This is a genomic window from Paracoccus sp. Ld10, assembly GCF_045064235.1.
Classification (GTDB): domain Bacteria; phylum Pseudomonadota; class Alphaproteobacteria; order Rhodobacterales; family Rhodobacteraceae; genus Paracoccus.
Map to the genome: position 1 here is coordinate 30,542 of NZ_JBISHD010000032.1, position 18,673 is coordinate 49,214.

Consider the following 18,673-nt stretch of genomic DNA (forward strand, 5'->3'; position numbering starts at 1 on the left):
AATGTACGGACCCGATCGCGGCATTTTCCGACCGTGGTTTCGCGTATTTGGCGACCATGTTTTCGCAACGATCGGCCCTTTCCACCGTGGTGGCATAACGTGCGCACCATACGACCTGCACCTGAGGGGCGGTGTCACGACGGTCGAGATTGTGAGCCACGTCGGCTGTTGCAGATGATCGACGACTGCCCCGGGCGCTGGTTCACCGGCCGGTCGCATCCCGACCCTCAATACGTTTGGGATATGACCCGCGCATCTGCCACAAAAGTGTCATTGCTGATCTTTTTTCGGCCCATGCGGTGCAGGGTCAGAACGCGATCTCGCCTCCGGTATCGTCGAATTCGTGGTGCAGGGTGCAGTTCTCGGCGCGCGACGCCTCTGCCAACAGGGCAAAATGAACCTCGGACGGGGTCAGTGGGCGCGACTGAATTCCGTCCAACCAGCCCCACACAGCCGGGTCGATCTTGCTGCGGTCGCATTCCGCGACCAGGCGCCAACGCTGGCCGTCACGCAGCACGATGACCCGACCGCCCCAAGGCATCGCGCTTTCCATGCACATCACCGCCAGGATCAGCATTCGGATCTGCGGTCGCGAGAAATCTCCATCGGCGTCCAAGGTGATCGTCAATCGACCCTGGCCCGCCATGCCGTCCAGCAATCGCGCCAGCTCGGCCATGCCGATGCGCTGCTCGCCCTGCGCCATGCCGAACGCCATGCGATAGGCCTGAATGCGCGCGCGCGCAGCGCCGACCGCCTCGGCGATCAGGCGCAGTTCAGGGGACTGGGCCAGCCCCGGAAAGTCAGGTGACATTTCCAGAAGCTCGACGCCGTTGCCGATGGCACCCAAGGGCGACACCAGATCATGGCACAGCCGCGACCCCAGCAATGCGGCCAGATCGCCCGCCGCGATCCGCGTTGTATCGACCGTCATGTGTGATTACCTTCCAGACAGTAGAAAAATGGAGCTTTCGCGGTGAACGACATCCTTGAACCCGGCATGATCGTGCGTCACCCCGGCGCACCCGAATGGGGCCAGGGGCAGGTCCAGTCCCGGATCGGCGACCGCATCACCGTGAATTTCACCGAAGCCGGCAAGCAGGTCATCGACGGACGCAGGGTGACGTTGCTGATACTACGCATGGGCAACATGTAAATTCCTGAATTCGCTTGCACAAGATGCAACTACTGGTTGCGTCTGGCAAGGGGAACTTCGATGGGTCGCGCGCATGTGTTGCATTGCTGACGCGGCTTTCCTAGACAGGCTGCATCTCAAGCATCGAGGCCATTCGTGAACCGCGCCGACCCTGCCTTTTTCCAGATCCGCCTTGCCACGACGCCCCGCGACCTGATGGCCGCGCAGCGCCTGCGCTATCGCGTGTTCATCGAGGAACTTGGTGGCACCGGTCCGCTGGTCGATCACGACGCCCGGCTGGAAAAGGATGAATTCGACCCTGTCGTCGACCATTTGTGCCTGATCGACACGCGTCGTGACGCGGATGCGCTGGATCATGTCGTGGGCGTCTATCGCCTGCTGCGCAGCGACGTTGCCGCCGGTTTTGGCCGGTTCTATTGCGATGGCGAATATGACCTGACCCCGCTGCGCGACAATGGACGGCCGCTGCTGGAGCTGGGGCGGTCCTGTGTCGATCCGGACCATCGGGGTGGGGCGGCGATGTTCCTGATGTGGAACGCGCTGGCGGATTACGTGCTGGATCACGGCATCCAGATCCTGTTCGGAGTGGCCAGCTTTCACGGCACCGACCCGTCGCTGCTGGCACCGTCGCTGTCGTGGTTGCACCACCACCATCTGGCCCCGCCGGAGTTGCGCCCCCGGGCGCGGGCTGACGGGTTCCAGACGATGGACCTGATCGCCCCCGATCGCCTGGACCGGCGCGAGGCGATGGTCGGCATGCCGGCGTTGATCAAGGCCTATCTGCGCCTTGGCGGTCTGGTGGGCGAGGGGGCGTTCATCGACCGCGCCTTCAACACCACCGACGTGTTTCTGTTGATGGATACGGCCGCCATGTCGGCCAAGCACAAGCAGTTCTACGAAAGCCGCTGGCAACCCGCATGAGCCCGACCTGGCGTGATGCCGACCCGACGATACCAGCCCCACCGCGGGGGCTGCGCGCATGGCTGCGCGTCATCCGTCGTGGAGTGCCTGCGGTTTTTGTGTTGATTGTCGGCGTGCTGCTGATCCTGCCGCTGCGCGCGGTCGAACGACTGGTCCACGGTCGCCGCCGTCCATGGACCGGCCCGCATGTCCAGCTCGTCTGCCGTCTGGTGCTGGCTTGTATCGGTTTGCGCTGGCGGCGCAAGGGTTTGCCCCTGCGCGGTCCGGGCGCGGTGGTGGCCAACCACTCCAGCTGGCTGGACATCCTGACGCTGAACGCCGCCCTGCCGGTCTTTTTCGTCAGCAAGTCCGAGGTCGCCCACTGGCCCGGCATCAATATTCTGACACGCGTGACCGACACGCATTTCGTGACGCGCGACCCGAAGCTCGCGCGCGCGCAGGCGCAGGAGTTTGCCGAACGCATCCGCGCAGGCCACCGCCTGTTGTTCTTTCCCGAGGGGACATCGAGTGACGGTCGCCGGGTGCTGCCGTTCAAGGCAACGCTGTTCCAGGGGTTTCTGGCCGACAACCTGCCTGCCGATCTGGCGATCCAGCCCGTCAGCGCCATGTATCATGCGCCGCCGGGGCAGGACCCGCGATTCTATGGCTGGTGGGCCGACATGGATCTGGGGCCGCACCTGCTGTCGATACTTGCGGCAAGACGCCACGGGCATGTGACCGTTCGGCTGCACCCGCCGATTCCCGTTGCAGGAAGCGACCGCAAGACCCTTTCCGCGGCATGCTATTCTGCGATAGACGCGGATTTCCGCAGATCGGCCACACCCGGCTGAAAGCGTCCGCGCGATCGCTGTCAAGACCTTGTCAGCCGCGTCTTGGCGCTATATCTGGTGTCCAAACCTGAACAAACCACCAAGGAATGAGCGCATGACTCGCTTTGCCGCCCCAATCGCCGAACAAATCTGGGATATGAAATACCGGATGAAGGATGCCGAGGGGCAGGCCGTCGACGGTTCGGTCGAGGATAGCTGGCGTCGCGTCGCGCGCGATCTGGCACGCGTCGAAAGCGACCCGGCCAAGTGGGAAGACAAGTTCTATTCCGCGCTGGAGGACTTCAAGTACCTGCCAGCGGGCCGTATTCTGGCGGGCGCCGGCACGGGGCGGTCGGTCACGCTGTTCAACTGTTTCGTCATGGGCACCATCCCCGACAGCATGGGCGGCATCTTTGACATGTTGAAGGAGGCCGCGCTGACCATGCAGCAGGGCGGCGGCATCGGCTATGACTTCAGCACGATCCGCCCGCGGGGCGCGGTGGTCAAGGGCGTGGCGGCGGATGCGTCGGGTCCGCTGTCGTTCATGGACGTCTGGGACGCGATGTGCCGCACGATCATGTCGGCGGGTTCGCGCCGCGGCGCGATGATGGCAACGATGCGCTGCGACCACCCGGACGTGGAACAGTTCATCGTGGCGAAACAAGACAGCGCCCGTCTGCGCATGTTCAACCTGTCGGTGCTGATCACCGATGATTTCATGGACGCCGTCCGCGCCGACGCGCCGTGGGATCTGAAATTCGAGGGCCGGGTCTACAGCACCGTTCAGGCGCTGGACCTGTGGAACCGGATCATGAAGGCGACCTATGATTTCGCCGAGCCGGGCGTGATCTTCATCGACCGGATCAACAAGGCCAACAACCTGTCCTATGTCGAGACGATCGCGGCGACCAACCCTTGCGGCGAACAGCCTCTGCCGCCCTATGGTGCCTGCCTGCTGGGGTCGATCAATCTGGCGCGGCTGGTGACGAACCCGTTCACCGATGCCGCAGAACTGGACCCCGAAGGTCTGGACGATCTGGTCCGGACCGCCGTGCGGATGATGGACAACGTCGTCGACGCGTCGAAATTCCCGCTGGACGCGCAGGCCGATGAGGCGCGCAACAAGCGCCGCATCGGTCTGGGCGTGACCGGCCTGGCCGACGCGCTGCTGATGTTGGGCCTGCGCTATGGCGCGGACGATGCGGTCGCGCAGACCCGCGTCTGGATGAAGGCCATCGCGCGGTCGGCCTATCTGGCATCGGTCGATCTGGCCAAGGAAAAGGGCGCGTTTCCGCTGTTCGACGCCAAGAAATACCTGGCATCGGGCTTCATGTCCAAGATGGACGCCGACGTTCGCGACGCGATCGCCAAGCATGGCATCCGCAACGCGCTGCTGACCTCGATCGCGCCGACCGGCACGATCAGCCTCTATGCGGGCAACGTATCGTCGGGCATCGAGCCGGTTTTTGCCTATGCCTACAAGCGCAAGGTGCTGCAGAAGGACGGATCGCGCACCGAGGAGGAGGTTGTCGATTACGCCGTCCAGATGTGGCGTGACCTCAAAAGCGATGCCGCGCTGCCGGATTACTTTGTGAACGCGCAGACGCTGGCGCCCAAGGACCACGTCGCCATGCAGGCGGCGGCGCAGGAATGGGTCGACAGCTCGATCTCCAAGACCATCAACTGCCCCGAGGATATCGGGTTCGAGGATTTCAAGGACGTCTACATGGCGGCCTGGGATCTAGGCTGCAAGGGCTGCACCACCTATCGTCCGAACGACGTGACCGGGTCGGTGCTGTCCGTCAGCGAGACGACCGAAAAGGCCCCCGAGGCCGACAAGGGCGCCGACGTGGTCTATCTGACCGAGCCGCTGGACCGTCCCGCAGCCCTGGAGGGCGCGACCTACAAGCTGAAATGGCCGGGGTCGGAACACGCGATCTATATCACCATCAACGACATCATCCACGGCAACCACCGCCGCCCGTTCGAGATCTTCATCAACTCCAAGAACATGGAGCATTACGCCTGGACGGTCGCGCTGACGCGGATGGTTTCGGCCGTGTTCCGCCGCGGCGGTGATGTCAGCTTTGTTGTCGAGGAGCTTAAGGCGGTGTTCGATCCGCGCGGCGGGGCTTGGATGCAGGGGCGTTATGTCCCCTCGATCCTGGCGGCCATCGGCGGCGTGATCGAGCGTCACCTGATCGAGACGGGCTTTCTGGCAGGCGAGGGGCTGGGCCTGAAATCCGACCCGCAGGCCGAGGTCATGGCAGTCGGCGAAGCGCCACGTGGCCCCGCCTGTTCCAGCTGTGGCCAGTACGGGATGCGCATGGTCGAGGGTTGCATGACCTGCCCCAGCTGTGGTCATTCCAAATGCGGGTAACCTGATGCCGCTTGCATCTGTACACCGACAGCAAAAGTTTTCCTGTCCCGCCTGTAACTTGTCCTTTTCCAAGGCATAAGTTCTCCACCGAGCAGAGGCGCTGAAATGACACGAGGCGGCCCGCCAGGCCGCCTCGTGTCATTTTCCTAGTCCAATCGGATCAGACCAAGATCTTGGCTTACCTGAATTCCGGAGGCGCGATCTGAGCGGGATTTGGGGACTCCGCCTCCTGCCACATATCGACTTATGCAAACTAGTTGGGAGGCGGGATTGGTGAGGCAAGACCCAGACCGTCGCAAGACGAAGCCACCACGCAGGTAGGGGCGTGGCCATGACGATTGGGAGGTGGCTCTGGTCAGGCCCATGCTTCGTCGCGAAGGCAAATTCTCCATCGACCAGGATGTCCTTGTCCACTTCTCCCGGACCACCCTGTCGATCAATCATCGGCTGATCGGACAGATCAGGAAGGGTCAGGCAGGGCGATCGGTTGATCCTGCGTTGGCTTCGGAGTTGGAGCGCTATCTGGCGTCATGGCCGGATCTGGACCCGGCTCAGTGTCCTAGGTGACGAGCTGCTAATTAAGGCGCATGAAGCGATGATTGCCGCCATCCAGACCTTAAACGCTGTGGGAATGACCTTTTGCGGCGATATGTTCCCTGTGGCCAATGTCATCGCGCGGACATACTTTCTGCATGCCTGGTTCAGGAGGGAAGGCATCGGCGTTGTTGCAGAACTTCAGCCCGCCGCGGCAGGCACGCTGGCGGGCTGGCGGGGTGGCAGGGTAAGCGTCACGGCATAAGTAGACGTGAGGCTGCCCGCTACCGCACGATGAACTGGAAATCCCACATCGAAGCCCTGAGGCGGCGGGGGTCGCTGCTGATCTGGCTGGATAAGGACATAGCGTGGTTGGCCGCCAAGGCGGGGTGTCCCGGCCACTCGCCTGTGTTGTCCGATGCCGCAATCCAGTTCTGCCCGGTGGTGAAAGTGCTCTTCGGGCTGCCGCTTCGGCAAACAACAGGGATGGTGGGCAGCATTCTGGGAATGGCAGGGCTCGACTGGCCGGTTCCGCGAACATGGACCGCTGAACCTATTGGTCGACAGCTCCAGGATCATGTTTCTCGGCGACGGAGAACGGCTGGCGCGCAAGCATGGAATGCCTCTCAGACGCCGATACCGCAAGGTCCATCTGGCGAAGTACACAGCCACCTGAGATATCTTTGCGGTGGAATTCACCTTAAGCCGTGATGGTGTCAGCCCCGTGCTGCCGGATTTGCTGGACCAGATCTCGGCCGATGAACAGGCCGGCACGGTGACCGGCGACATTGCTTTTGACACCCGACGCTGTCACACCGCCGTCGTAGATCGCGGCGGCACATCCGTCAGACCCAACCGCAGGAACGGAAGCCTCTGGAAAGATGACTACCCTGCCGCCCGCGCCCGCAACGACATACTAAGGCTGAGTTCTGCAACAATGCCTAGGGCCTGTATCTCCGGTTCCAGATCGCGCACGAAAACAAAGAACAACGACAAGCGGCTATATAGAAGGAGCAACTTTGTCCGGTTCGCTGATGGATCGGAGCCGCGTCGCATGGTGGTGCGACAGACGCGCTAAGCATTCCCTGTCCGCGATCGCACCAGTTGCAATTTACCCGTTATCGCTGTGACCGACAAACAGCCGTGATCGTTACAAACGCAACACCGTTCGTGGCATGTGCGATGCAGCAGGGGCGGGATCCACCGCCCCCGGGAACAGGTGCAGTCGCGTTTTGCCACCTTTGAATCGCGCTATTTGTTTTTGGCCGCGACGGCAGCCGATACGACGTCCTTGGTGCTGGGGGCCGAGGCGTTCGTCTTGGGCTTTTCCTTCTTCGGCTTTTTCTCATCGCGTTTGCGTTTGTCCATGCCCTTGGCCATGTTTTTCTCTCCAATAGCCGCCGGGGACCGACGGGGTGTGAATGATACGCCTTTCCTGTCCAAAAGACAGACACTTGATTGGCATCGCTCAGATAAAGGAAAGTTCAGGGTTCATAGCCGGGTTCGTACTCGACAAACGCACTCATGCAGAGGTTGGCACAAGGGTCGCTAGGTGGCGTGCAGGCGGACAGCGCCAAAACGGCGCAGAATGACAGGCGAAACATGGTACTGGCTCCGATACTTGTATCTTGAATATGGGCCTTTTGTCCAATTTGCTAACCTGTCTTTCCGGTCAGGCAGGGCTCGTTCCTGTCGCCCGCATTGGACTGACGACAGTCTGATCGCATGTGCATGTCAAACGGGCGCGCGTGTCCGACGCGCATCGTGATGGTCGGCACAGTCACGACATGTCCGCCGTGTCCGCAACGATGCAACAAGCCGCCGGAACGTGGCCAATGCTGAACGGCTCTGACGCCGTGTTTTGTGCCGCGGCGGCCGGTGCGCCGCCAGGTCTTCGATCCCCTGTGCTGGCCACAATGCGGTGGGCCCAACTATGTCGTGCAGCATGTCGCTATTTCCGTCACTGCCGTTGGTGGTGTCGGTTGACGCGCATCCGGCGGCTGTTCAGGAAAGGGTCTGTGACAGGCAGGCCATTGCATTGCTACTGCTGGCCCCTTAGCCGCTGAAACGGTCAGAAGGGGAACGATCCGCGCGGATGGCCTGTTTGACAGTTATCGTTGCAGCAACGCGTCTGTTACACTGTCACCCGTGACGCGCCGCCGGGTGGGCGCCGATGCACCCGGACGCCTTGACGCAGGGCGTAGTTGTTACGGCGGTTGACCTATGCGCCGCCAGAAACCATCTAGAACAGGATGACCGCCCGGCGCCATGTCGCGGTCCGGCCCCTGACATGGATTGGCGATGATGCGGTATCTGTCCTCTTCGACGTTGGCCTTTCTGGCGATCCTTGGTTTTCTGGCCTTTTGGATCGGAGGCGGCATGTTGAACCGCCAACCCCCCGAAGAGGTCGCCCCGGTCGAGGTGGCGGTTCCCCATGTCGCCGCCAGCATCTCTGTCGCCGAGGAAATCGTGCCACGCACGGTGTTGTTCGGCAACGTCGTGCCTGACCAGACCTCTGTCTTGCGGGCACGCACCGCGGGCATCGTCGAAGAGGTGGTTCGACAGGGCCATGTTGCCGAACAGGGCGACCAGTTGGCCCTGTTGTCCGCCGACGACCGCGAGGCGGGCGTGGCGCGCGCGCAGGCCGCGGTGGGATCGGCGGAGCGCGATTATGACGCCGCCCGGCAATTGCGCGAACGCGGCGTGACGTCCGAGGCCGAACTGCAATCGCGGTTCGCGCAGCTGGAATCGGCGCGGGCCGAATTGCGCGCCGCGCAGTTGGAGTTGCAGAACACCCGCCTGACCGCGCCGATCGGCGGCACGGTCAGCAATGTCATGGCCGAGCTGGGCAGTTTTGTCGACGCGGGCGGCGAGGTACTGGAAATTGTGCGCAACGACCCCCTGATTGCCCAGATCGAGGTCCGCCAGTCCGAGATCACCTCGGTTTCGCTTGGACAGACCGCACGGGTCGTCTTTCAGGGCGGGCGCGAGGCTGAGGGTCGCGTTCGCTTCATCGCGCCGGTGGCCACGGCCGAGACGCGGACCTTTCGGGTCGAGGTCGAGGTGCCGAACCCCGGCAATGCCGTCCCCGCGGGCCTCAGCGCCCAGATATCGCTGGCAATGGACGGGGTGCAGGCGCATCGCCTGTCGCCCGCGCTGATCCGGCTGGACGATGCCGGGCGGATCGGGGTGTTCGTGGTCGGGGACGACGACCGCACCCTGCGTTTCGCGCCGGTCCAGATCGTGCAGGCCCGCGCCGAGGCGATCTGGGTCACCGGGCTGCAGGATCGCGCGCGGGTCGTCACCATCTCTCAGGGTGCCCTGAGCGATGGGCAGCAGGCCCGCATCAGCGACACGCCCGACGCATATCGCGGCGTGGTGGGCGAGGGGGCGACCGATGCGGCCGCCCTGCTGGGCACCGCGGACGGCGCGGCAGGGCCATGAACGGGATCATCGCCGCGGGCTTTTCCCGCGCCCGCACGGTGATGATGGTTATGATCGGCCTGCTGCTGGCGGGGTTCATAGCCTACGTCACGATTCCCAAGGAATCGATGCCGGCAGTCGACATCCCGATCTTCATCGTAAACGTCACCTATAGCGGTGTCAGCGCCGAGGATGCCGCCACCCTGCTGGCCGAACCGATCGAACGGCAGGTGAACGCGCTGGACGGCCTGCGCCGGATGGAAACCGTGGCCAGCGAGGGCTTTGCCTCGGTCACGCTGGAATTCCGCCCCGGCTTTGATCAGGCCGAGGCCCTGCAATCGGTCAAGGACGCCGTCGACGATGCGGGCCCCGACATCCCGCCCGAGGCCGACGGCCCCTTCGTGCGCGAGATCGACATGGGGTTGTTTCCGATCCTGACGGTTGCGCTGTCCGGCCCCGTCCCCGAACGCGAACTGATCCGCCTTGGCCGCGATCTTAGCGACGAGATCGAGACGGTGACCGGCGTCCTGCAGGCCGACCTGACCGGTGAACGCGAGGATCAGCTGGAGATCCTGATCGATCCACTGGCGCTGGAAACCTATGGCATCTCTCCGGGGCAGCTCTCGCAGGCGATCCAGGCCAACAACCAGCTGATCGCGGCAGGGTCGTTCGACACCGGGGCGGGCCGCATCGGCGTGTCGATCCCCGGCACCGTCGTTCGCCTGGATGAGATCATGTCGATCCCGGTGCTGGTCGACGGCGCGACCGTGCTGCGCGTTCAGGACGTGGCCGAGGTCCGCCAGACCTTCAAGGATCCGATCAGTTTCGCCCGCATCGACGGGCAGCCCGCACTGGCCATCGACGTGCGCAAGACCGTTGGTGCGAACGTCATCGACACCGTCGAGGCCGTCCGCGACGTGGTGGCCCAGACCCGCGCCGACTGGCCCGATCAGGTCGGCGTCGTCTTCATGAACGACCAGTCCGAGGAAATGCGCACCCTGCTGTCGGACCTGCAGAACAACGTGATCGCCGCCGTCATGCTGGTGATGCTGGTGACGGTGCTGTTTCTGGGCCTGCGCGCGTCGCTGTTGGTGGCGGTGGCCATTCCGGGGGCGTTCCTGGGCGGCATCCTGATCATCTGGGGGCTGGGCTTTACGCTGAACGTAATTGTGCTGTTCGCGCTGATTCTAGTGGTGGGCATGCTGGTCGACGGCGCCATCGTCGTGGTCGAGATGGGCGAACGCCTGATCGCCAAGGGCCACGGCAAGGCCGAGGCCTATCTGATGGCGGCACAGCGCATGGCCTGGCCCATCATCGCGTCCACGGCGACCACGCTGGCGGTGTTCTTTCCGCTGCTGTTCTGGCCCGGATTGGCGGGACAGTTCATGTTTTATCTGCCCGCGACGATGATCGCCACGCTGCTGATGTCGCTGGTCATGGCGCTGGTCTTTGTCCCCGTGGCGGGCGGCGTTCTGGGCGGGGGGCGGGCGTTGCCGCTCGAACCCGATGCCGACGACACGTCGGGTGCCATGGCGCGGCTGTCGATCTGGACCATCGCGCGGCCCGGCGCCACGCTTGGCCTGTCGATCCTGTCCGTGCTGGTGATCCTCTATGCCTATTCGCACCTGAACCGCGGGGTCGAGTTCTTTCCCGAAACCGACGCCGAACGCGCGCAGGTCCAGATCACCGCCAACGGCAACCTGTCGGTGCAGGAAAGCGACCGTCTGGTGCGCCTGATCGAGGCCCGCGTGCTGGGGTTCGACGGCATCGAACGCGTGTATTCCCGCACCATCGGCAGCGTCGAGGAACGCGTTCGGTCCAGCCTGTCCAGCGACGTGATCGGCCAGATCCAGGTCGAGTTCACCGACTGGCGCACCCGTGCGCCATCGACCGAAGTGATCGAACAACTGCGCGTCGCCACCGCCGAGGTGCCGGGTCTGGGCATCCAGATCGAGGCCGCGGCATCCGGACCCGGTGCCACACGCCCCGTTCAGATCGAGATATCCGCCGCCAGCCGCCCGGTGCTGCAACAGGCATCGGCCAGGATCGAACAGCTGATGCAGGCGCGGGGCCGGTTCGTGGACATCGCCAACGACACGCCCCGCCCGAACCCCGAAATCCGGCTGCAGGTGGACCGTGAGGAGTCGGCACGTTTCGGCATCGACATGGATACCATCGGAACGGCCGTGCAACTGCTGACAACGGGGGTGAATCTGGGCACCTATCTGCCCGATTTCGCCGATGACGAGGTCGACATTGCGCTCCGTTATCCGTCGGACCAGCGCAACCTGGAAAACCTGTCGTCGCTGCGGGTTGCGGGACCGTCGGGCGCACAGGTGCCTATTTCGAACATGGTGCAGATGATCCCGGCGCCCGCGCCATCGGCCATCACCCGCATCGGCGCACGCGAGACGCAGACCCTGACCGCGGACCTGGCCCCAGGCGCGACCCTGCAGGCTGAACTGGCGCGCATTCAGGCCAGCATCGACCAGGCCGATCTGCCCGACGACGTCGAGATCGCCTTTGGTGGCGAGATCGAGGACCAACAGGAGGCGATGACCTTTCTGACGGGTGCCTTTGCCGCGGCCATCTTTCTGATGTTCACGATCCTGCTGATCCAGATGAACAGCTTTTTTCAGGCGTTGCTGGTGCTTACCGCGATCGTCTTCTCCATTTCGGGGGTGTTCCTGGGTCTGATGATCCGGCAGGAGGCGTTTTCCATCGTGATGAGCGGCATCGGCATCATGGCATTGGCCGGGGTGGTGGTGAACAACAACATCGTGCTGATCGACGCCTACAATGAATATCGCGGGGGCGGCGACGATCCCGACCGCGCGGCGCGGCGTGCCGCGTCCGAACGTGTGCGCCCGGTGATGCTGACGGCGGGCACGACGGTCATTGGATTGGTGCCGATGGTACTAGGTATGACCATCGATTTCACCGGCCGCGACCTGTTTCTGGGCGCACCGTCCGGACAGTTCTGGATTCAGTTGTCGACCGGCATCGCGGGCGGTCTGGTCGTGGCCACCGCCGTCACGCTGATCCTGACGCCAACGCTGCTGGCGTGGGACGGGCGCAGGCGCGACCGCAGGCAGGCCAGGCGCGCCGCTGTAAAACCCGCCGAACAGGGCTGACGGGCCGCCCGGATGGGGCGGCCCGAAGGTCGGTCAGTCGAAGGCGCGGTCGGTGATGGTCGACACCCATGCCCCTTCGGGCGCGGCCTGGATCACCGGATCGGAACCGCCCGCCAGTAGGATGTCGACGGTGCGCTGGTAATCGGCCTCGTCCAGGGTGCCGTCCGACCCTTCCAGCAGCTTGGCGATCTCGGTCATCATGCGGGTCTGGTGTTCCAGGGTCTGGGCGCCGGTCTCGTCGTTGTCCAGAACGATCTGGGCGGCCTCCTCGGGGTTCTCGGCCGCATATTGCCAACCACGCATGCTGGCGCGCACGAATGCTACCAGATCGGTGACCTTCTCGCTGTCCTCCAGCGTCTCTTCCAGCACGTACAGGCCGTCCTCCAGCGTGGCTACGCCCTGATCCTCATACTTGAAGGTCACCAGATCGTCCTCGGCGATACCGGCGTCGATCACCTGCCAGTATTCGTTATAGGTCATGGTGCTGATGCAGGCCGCCTGTTTCTGCAGCAGCGGATCGACGTTGAAGCCCTGCTTCAGGACCGTCACGCCGTCCGTTCCCCCTTCGGTGGACAGGCCAAGCGTGTTCATCCAGGACAGGAACGGATATTCGTTCCCCGCGAACCAGACACCCAGTGTCTTGCCCGCGAAATCGGTCGCCGGATCGGTGATCCCGCTTTCGTTCAGGCAGGTCAGCATCATGCCCGAGGCCTTGAACGGCTGCGCGATGTTCACCATCGGCAGGCCCTTTTCGCGCGCGGCAAGGGCCGCGGGCATCCACTCGACGATCACGTCCGCTCCGCCACCCGCCAGAACCTGGGTCGGCGCGATGTCGGGGCCGCCGGGCAGAATCGTCAGGTTGACGCCCTCTTCCTCATAGAAACCCTGTTCCTGCGCGACGTAATAGCCCGCGAATTGGGCCTGCGTGACCCATTTCAGCTGCAGCGTCAGATCGCCCGCCTGCGCCCCACCTGCTATCAACGCAAGGGTCGCTGCCCCGGTCATCAGTCGTGTCATTTCCCGTCTCTCCTGTTGGTGGGGGCCCAGATTTGGATAGGGCCCCGGTTAGTTGCGCTGTGATGGGTGCCAGAACGTCACCTTCTTTTCGATCAGCGCGACAAGTCCATAGAACAGCGTCCCCGCAAGCGCCGCTACGACAATCTCGGCCCAGACCAGCGGCAGGTCCAGACGTCCCACCGCGGTCGAGATGCGGAACCCCATGCCGCGCGTCGGGCTGCCGAAAAATTCGGCAACGATCGCGCCGATCAGGGCCAGTGTGGTTGTGATCTTCAATCCGTTGAACAGGAACGGCATCGCCGCTGGCAGGCGCAGCTTCCACAGCGATGCGCCATAGGGGGCGGCCCAGCTGGCCATCAGGTCGCGCTGCATCGCGTCGGTGGCGCGCAGCCCCGCGACCATGTTCACCAGGATTGGAAAGAACACCATGACCACGACCACCGCGGCCTTGGAATGCCAGTCGAAACCGAACCACATGACCAGGATCGGTGCGATGCCGACAATCGGCAGGGCCGCGACAAAGTTTCCGATCGGCAGCAAGCCGCGTTGCAGAAATGGGCTGCGGTCGATGGCGATGGCGGTCAGCACCGCCGCCACGGCCCCCATCAGCCAGCCGGTGACGGCGCCCTTGACGATGGTCTGGACAAAGTCGGTCCACAGGATCCCGGTATTAGCGGCGAAACTGGTCGCAATCAGGCTTGGGGCGGGCAGGATCACGGTCGGCACCTGATAGGCGCGGACGATCATCTCCCACAGCAGGATCACGGTCGCGCCAAAAATGATGGCGACCAGCATGCGCGTCGTGCGGGTGTCGAACCGCGACAGCCAGATGTTCAGGGCCCAACCGCCCAACCAGACGCCAATGATGGGCAGCGCGCTCATCGGGCCAACCCCATGCGGGACAGGGTGCGCCGTTCCATGACGCCGACCAGTGCCACCAGCCCGGCGGCCAGCAGGGCGGCAACGAACAGCGCCGACCAGATCTGAACCGTCTGGCCGTAATAGCTGCCCGACAGCAGGCGCGCGCCCAGTCCGGCTGTCGCCCCGGCGGGCAGTTCGCCGACGATGGTGCCGACCAGCGCCGCAGCGATCGCGACCTTGAGGCTGGCGAACAGATAGGGCAGCGACGATGGCAACCGCAGCCGCCAGAACACCTGGGCGCGGCCGGCGCTCCAGCTGCGCATCTGGTCAAGCTGCATCGCATCAGGGGTGCGCAGGCCCTTGACCATGCCGACCAGTACCGGAAAGAACGACAGCCACGCGGCGATAAGCGCCTTGGGCAGCAGGCCGGTGACGCCCATGCTGGACAGGACAACGATCACCATCGGCGCGATCGCCAGGATCGGTACGGTCTGGCTGGCCACCGCCCAAGGCATCACGGACTGTTCCATGCTGCGGCTGTGCACGATGCCGACCGCAAGCAGAATGCCCGCGCCTATGCCAATGGCAAACCCCGCCAAAGTCGCCGACAGCGTGACCCAGGCATGCCACACCAGACTGCGGCGCGAGGTGATGGCCTGTCCGGCCACGCCCTCCCATAATCCGACGGCGACCTGATGGGGGGCGGGCAGCACGGGGCGGTCCTGGACCAGGCTGCGCGCGACAATGTCGGGCAGGGTCAGCGTGACGTCGGCGCGGGCGGCCTGATCATATTCCCATTGGGCGTTCATTCGGATCGCGGCAAGGTACCAGATGGCGACGATGGCCATCAGCACTGTCAGGACAGGAACGATCCGGCCCCTAGTCATGGCCGTGCCCGTCGCGAAGGCCTTCGCGGACCTCATGGGCCAGAGCGATGAATTCGGGCGTGTCGCGGATGTCCAGCGGGCGGTCCGGGGGCAAGGTGCTGTTGATGACCCGCGTGATCCGGCCCGGACGCGGAGACATGACGACGATCTTGGTCGACAGGTAAACCGCCTCGGGGATGGAATGGGTGACAAAGCCGATCGTCTTGCCGGTCTTGCGCCACAACGACAGCAACGCCTCGTTCAGGTGGTCACGCACGATCTCGTCCAGGGCGCCAAAGGGTTCGTCCATCAATAGGATGTCGGCATCAAAGGCCAACGCGCGGGCGATGCTGGCGCGCTGCTGCATGCCGCCCGACAGCTGCCACGGAAACTTGCCGCCAAAGCCGGACAGCTGGACCAGATCCATGACCCGGGCAATGCGTTCCGTACGGTCTGCCTTGGAGAATCCCATGATCTCAAGCGGAAGCGAGATGTTCCCCGAAATCGTCCGCCATGGATACAGCCCCGGCGCCTGAAAGACATAGCCATAGGCGCGCGCCCGACGGGCGGCGTCCGGCTCCATGCCGTTGATGCGCAACGTGCCGCCCGTGGGCGTCTCCAACGCGGCGATGCTGCGCAGGAACGTCGTCTTGCCACAGCCGGACGGCCCGATGAAACTGACGAATTCGCCGGGCGCGATGGACAGGTCCACATCCTTGAGGGCGTGGACCGGCCCGTCGGCAGTCTGGAACGTCAGGCTGACGCCGCTTGCCTCGATAACGCTCAACTCACACCCCGCTTGCGGGAATGCCGCCGCGCTGCACCGGGCGAGGGGATGTCAGGTCTTTCCAGGCGGACAGGGCGCGGTTGACCTGGCCGCGCGGTTCGCGGGCCACGAACTCGCCATGCCCCTCGCGGCTGTCGACTTTGCCCTCGGTCACGGCAACGACGCCGCGGGTCAGCGTGAACCGTGGCAGGCCCTTGACGGTTTTTCCCTCGAACACGTTGTAATCGATGGCGGATTGCTGCGCACTTGCGGTGATGGTCTTGGTCGCCTCCGGGTCCCAGACCACCAGATCCGCGTCGCTGCCGACCAGGACCGCGCCCTTTTTCGGATACATCCCAAGGATCTTGGCGATGTTGGTCGATGTAGCGGCGACGAATTCGTTCGGTGTCAGACGACCCGTAACGACCCCATGCGTCCACAGCATCGGCATCCGGTCCTCCAGGCCCCCCGTACCGTTCGGGATCTTTGTGAAATCACCGATCCCGGTCCGTTTCTGGTCCGTGGTAAAGGCGCAATGATCTGTCGCCACGACCGACAGGCTGCCCGATTGCAACCCTGCCCACAGGCTGTCCTGATGCAGCTTGTTTCGGAACGGCGGCGACATGACACGACGGGCGGCATGGTCCCAATCCGCGTTGAAATATTCGGATTCGTCCAGCGTCAAGTGCTGGATCAATGGCTCTCCCCAGACCCGCTTGCCTGCGGCACGCGCCCGGCGGATCGCCTCATGGCTGTCTTCGCAGCTGACATGGACCACGTACAGTGGCACGCCTGCCATGTCGGCCACCATGATGGCGCGGTTGGTGGCCTCGCCCTCGACCTGCGGCGGGCGGGAATAGGCATGCGCCTCGGGGCCAGTGTTCCCCTCGGCCAACAGCCGCGCCGACAGTTCGGCCACCACATCGCCGTTCTCGGCATGCACCATCGCAACGCCGCCCAGATCGCCGACCCGCCGGAACGACGCGAACAACTCGTCGTCGTTCACCATCAGCGCGCCTTTGTAGGCCATGAAGTGCTTGAAGCTGGTGATGCCCCGGTCGACAACCGCCTGCATCTCTTCGAATACCTGCTGACCCCACCATGTGACCGCCATGTGATAGCTGTAATCGCAATGCGCGCGACCCGATTTGTTGTCCCACATCTGCAGCGCATCCAGCAGCCCCTGACCGGGGGAGGGCAGCGCAAAGTCCACAACCATCGTGGTTCCCCCCGCCAGGGCCGCCCGCGTACCGCTCTCGAAATCATCGGCCGAATAGGTCCCCATGAACGGCATTTCCAGATGCGTGTGCGGATCGATTCCGCCGGGCATGATGAAGCAGCCGCCCGCATCCAATACAGTGTCGCCCACCAATCCCTGGCCGATCGCCGCGATCCGACCGCCCTCGATCAGCACGTCCCCCTGATAGGTCAGGTCCGCCGTGACGATTGTTCCGCCCCTGATCACCGTGCTCATGGCATCCCTCTTCTTTTGCGTTCAATACCATCAGGTCCGGGGGTGCTCCCCCGGGCCGTCTCCGCATCAACCAACGATTTCGGCCGCGTCCAACACGGCGTGCAGCAGGACGTCGCATCCCGCGCGTGCCCAGTCCGGCGTGATCGCCTCTGCCTCGTTGTGGCTCAGTCCGCCTTCGCAGGGGCACATGATCATCACCGTCGGCGCGACCTTGGCGATCCAGCAGGCGTCATGCCCCGCACCCGACACGATATCCATATGGCTAAGGCCCAGCCTCTCGGCGGCCCCGCGGACTGTGCAGACCAGATCTGCATCGAACGTCACCGGGTCGAAATGACCGACAGGCTCTATCTCGATGTCCAGCCCCAATTCCCCTGCGATCGTAGTGGCTTCTGCCTCTAATCTCGACCGCATCGATGTCAACTTCCCCAGATCCGGTGACCTGAAGTCGATACAGAACACCGCCTTGCCGGGTATGACGTTGCGACTGTTCGGGTACAGGTTCGCCTGACCCACGGCACCGACGGCATCGGGCTGATGATCCATCGCGATGCGATGCACCGCCTCGATGATCCGTGCCATGCCCAGGCCTGCGTTCACACGCATGGCCATCGGCGTGCTGCCGGTATGTGCATCCTTGCCGGTCAACGTCACCTGCAGCCACCACAGCCCCTGGCCGTGGGTCACGACGCCAATCTGCTTGCCCTCGGCCTCCAGAATGGGACCCTGTTCGATGTGCAATTCGAACATCGCATGGATCTTGCGGTCGCCCGGCGCCTCGGTGCCGCGCCAGCCGATGCGGTCCAGCTCGTCGCCAAACCGTTTTCCATCGGCGTCCTGGCGGCTGTTGGCGTAATCTTCGGTCAGTACTCCTGCGAACACGCCCGACGCCAGCATGGCAGGTGCGAAACGCGCGCCTTCTTCGTTGGTCCAGTTCGTCACAACGATCGAGCGCCGTGTCCTGATCCCCAGATCACGGATCGAGCGGATGACCTCCAGCCCCGCCAGTACGCCCAGCACGCCATCATAGCGCCCGCCGGTCGGCTGCGTGTCCAGATGACTGCCGATATAGACGGGGTCTAGATCAGGGTCTGTCCCCTGATGGTGCATGAACATGTTGCCCATTCGGTCCACGGCCATCGACATCCCTGCATCCTCGCACCAGCGCTGAAACAGCGCGCGGCCCTCGGCATCGGCATCGGTCAGGGTCTGACGGTTGCTGCCACCGGCAATGCCGGGGCCGATCTGCGCCATCTGGTCCAAGCTGTCCCACAACCGGTCGCCATCAACCGTCATGTTCGCAGCCACTACCACGCCACTTGCGTCGCTCATTTG

Annotated in this window: 14 protein-coding genes and 1 pseudogene; 8 read left to right on the forward strand and 7 right to left on the reverse strand. The window is 63.9% G+C overall.

From position 1 onward, the window contains the following. Positions 1-307: 307 nt before the first annotated feature. Positions 308-931 carry a histidine phosphotransferase family protein gene (locus ACJJVR_RS14010; protein WP_405405480.1) on the reverse strand — a complete coding sequence of 208 codons (624 nt, stop codon included), beginning with the start codon at positions 929-931 and terminating at the stop codon, positions 308-310. A 42-nt stretch (positions 932-973) separates the two neighbouring features. Here ACJJVR_RS14010 and ACJJVR_RS14015 point away from each other — a divergent pair, with 42 nt between their 5' ends. The 8 genes and pseudogenes from ACJJVR_RS14015 to ACJJVR_RS14050 all read left to right on the forward strand — a co-directional run bounded on the left by ACJJVR_RS14015 (position 974) and on the right by ACJJVR_RS14050 (position 12,354). Next, on the forward strand, positions 974-1,153 hold the full coding sequence (locus tag ACJJVR_RS14015) for a DUF3553 domain-containing protein (RefSeq protein ID WP_405405481.1): 180 nt from the start codon (positions 974-976) through the stop codon (positions 1,151-1,153). A gap of 195 nt (positions 1,154-1,348) precedes the next feature. After that, complete coding sequence (locus ACJJVR_RS14020; protein ID WP_405406453.1) at positions 1,349-2,074, forward strand: GNAT family N-acetyltransferase; 726 nt, start codon at positions 1,349-1,351, stop codon at positions 2,072-2,074. Beyond that, positions 2,071-2,904, forward strand: coding sequence for a lysophospholipid acyltransferase family protein (locus tag ACJJVR_RS14025; protein WP_405405482.1), 834 nt, complete (start codon positions 2,071-2,073; stop codon positions 2,902-2,904). The genes ACJJVR_RS14020 and ACJJVR_RS14025 overlap by 4 nt, the downstream gene beginning before the upstream one ends. Before the next feature lie 94 nt (positions 2,905-2,998). Further along, the gene (locus tag ACJJVR_RS14030; RefSeq protein WP_405405483.1) at positions 2,999-5,263 is read left to right on the forward strand and encodes an adenosylcobalamin-dependent ribonucleoside-diphosphate reductase; all 2,265 of its coding nucleotides are present in this window, start codon (positions 2,999-3,001) and stop codon (positions 5,261-5,263) included. Positions 5,264-5,750: 487 nt separating this feature from the next. Further along, on the forward strand, positions 5,751-6,062 hold the full coding sequence (locus ACJJVR_RS14035; RefSeq protein ID WP_405405484.1) for a DUF3644 domain-containing protein: 312 nt from the start codon (positions 5,751-5,753) through the stop codon (positions 6,060-6,062). Further along, positions 6,059-6,719: pseudogene (locus ACJJVR_RS14040) on the forward strand (transposase); the annotation flags it as partial. The gene ACJJVR_RS14035 and the pseudogene ACJJVR_RS14040, both read left to right, overlap by 4 nt. Before the next feature lie 1,379 nt (positions 6,720-8,098). After that, on the forward strand, positions 8,099-9,241 hold the full coding sequence (locus ACJJVR_RS14045; RefSeq protein WP_405405485.1) for an efflux RND transporter periplasmic adaptor subunit: 1,143 nt from the start codon (positions 8,099-8,101) through the stop codon (positions 9,239-9,241). Next, positions 9,238-12,354, forward strand: coding sequence for an efflux RND transporter permease subunit (locus tag ACJJVR_RS14050; RefSeq protein ID WP_405405486.1), 3,117 nt, complete (start codon positions 9,238-9,240; stop codon positions 12,352-12,354). Before ACJJVR_RS14045 ends, ACJJVR_RS14050 begins: the two co-directional genes overlap by 4 nt. 33 nt (positions 12,355-12,387) lie before the next feature. On the opposite strand, the gene ACJJVR_RS14055 is transcribed toward ACJJVR_RS14050, so the two are convergent. The 6 genes from ACJJVR_RS14055 to ACJJVR_RS14080 form a co-directional block, all read right to left on the reverse strand. Further along, on the reverse strand, positions 12,388-13,371 hold the full coding sequence (locus tag ACJJVR_RS14055) for an ABC transporter substrate-binding protein (protein WP_405405488.1): 984 nt from the start codon (positions 13,369-13,371) through the stop codon (positions 12,388-12,390). Between the two features lie 48 nt (positions 13,372-13,419). Then, positions 13,420-14,253 carry an ABC transporter permease gene (locus ACJJVR_RS14060; protein WP_405405489.1) on the reverse strand — a complete coding sequence of 278 codons (834 nt, stop codon included), beginning with the start codon at positions 14,251-14,253 and terminating at the stop codon, positions 13,420-13,422. Then, a complete protein-coding gene (locus tag ACJJVR_RS14065; RefSeq protein ID WP_405405490.1) occupies positions 14,250-15,119 on the reverse strand; it encodes an ABC transporter permease in 870 nt (289 codons plus the stop codon). Before ACJJVR_RS14065 ends, ACJJVR_RS14060 begins: the two co-directional genes overlap by 4 nt. Further along, positions 15,112-15,885: an ABC transporter ATP-binding protein gene (locus ACJJVR_RS14070; RefSeq protein WP_405405491.1), complete on the reverse strand. Its 774-nt coding sequence runs from the start codon at positions 15,883-15,885 to the stop codon at positions 15,112-15,114. Before ACJJVR_RS14070 ends, ACJJVR_RS14065 begins: the two co-directional genes overlap by 8 nt. A gap of 1 nt (position 15,886) precedes the next feature. Next, positions 15,887-17,338, reverse strand: coding sequence for a dihydropyrimidinase (hydA, locus tag ACJJVR_RS14075; protein ID WP_405405492.1), 1,452 nt, complete (start codon positions 17,336-17,338; stop codon positions 15,887-15,889). A 66-nt stretch (positions 17,339-17,404) separates the two neighbouring features. Then, positions 17,405-18,670 (reverse strand): Zn-dependent hydrolase, encoded by a 1,266-nt coding sequence (locus ACJJVR_RS14080; protein ID WP_405405494.1) that lies wholly within the window; start codon positions 18,668-18,670, stop codon positions 17,405-17,407. Positions 18,671-18,673: the final 3 nt, after the last annotated feature.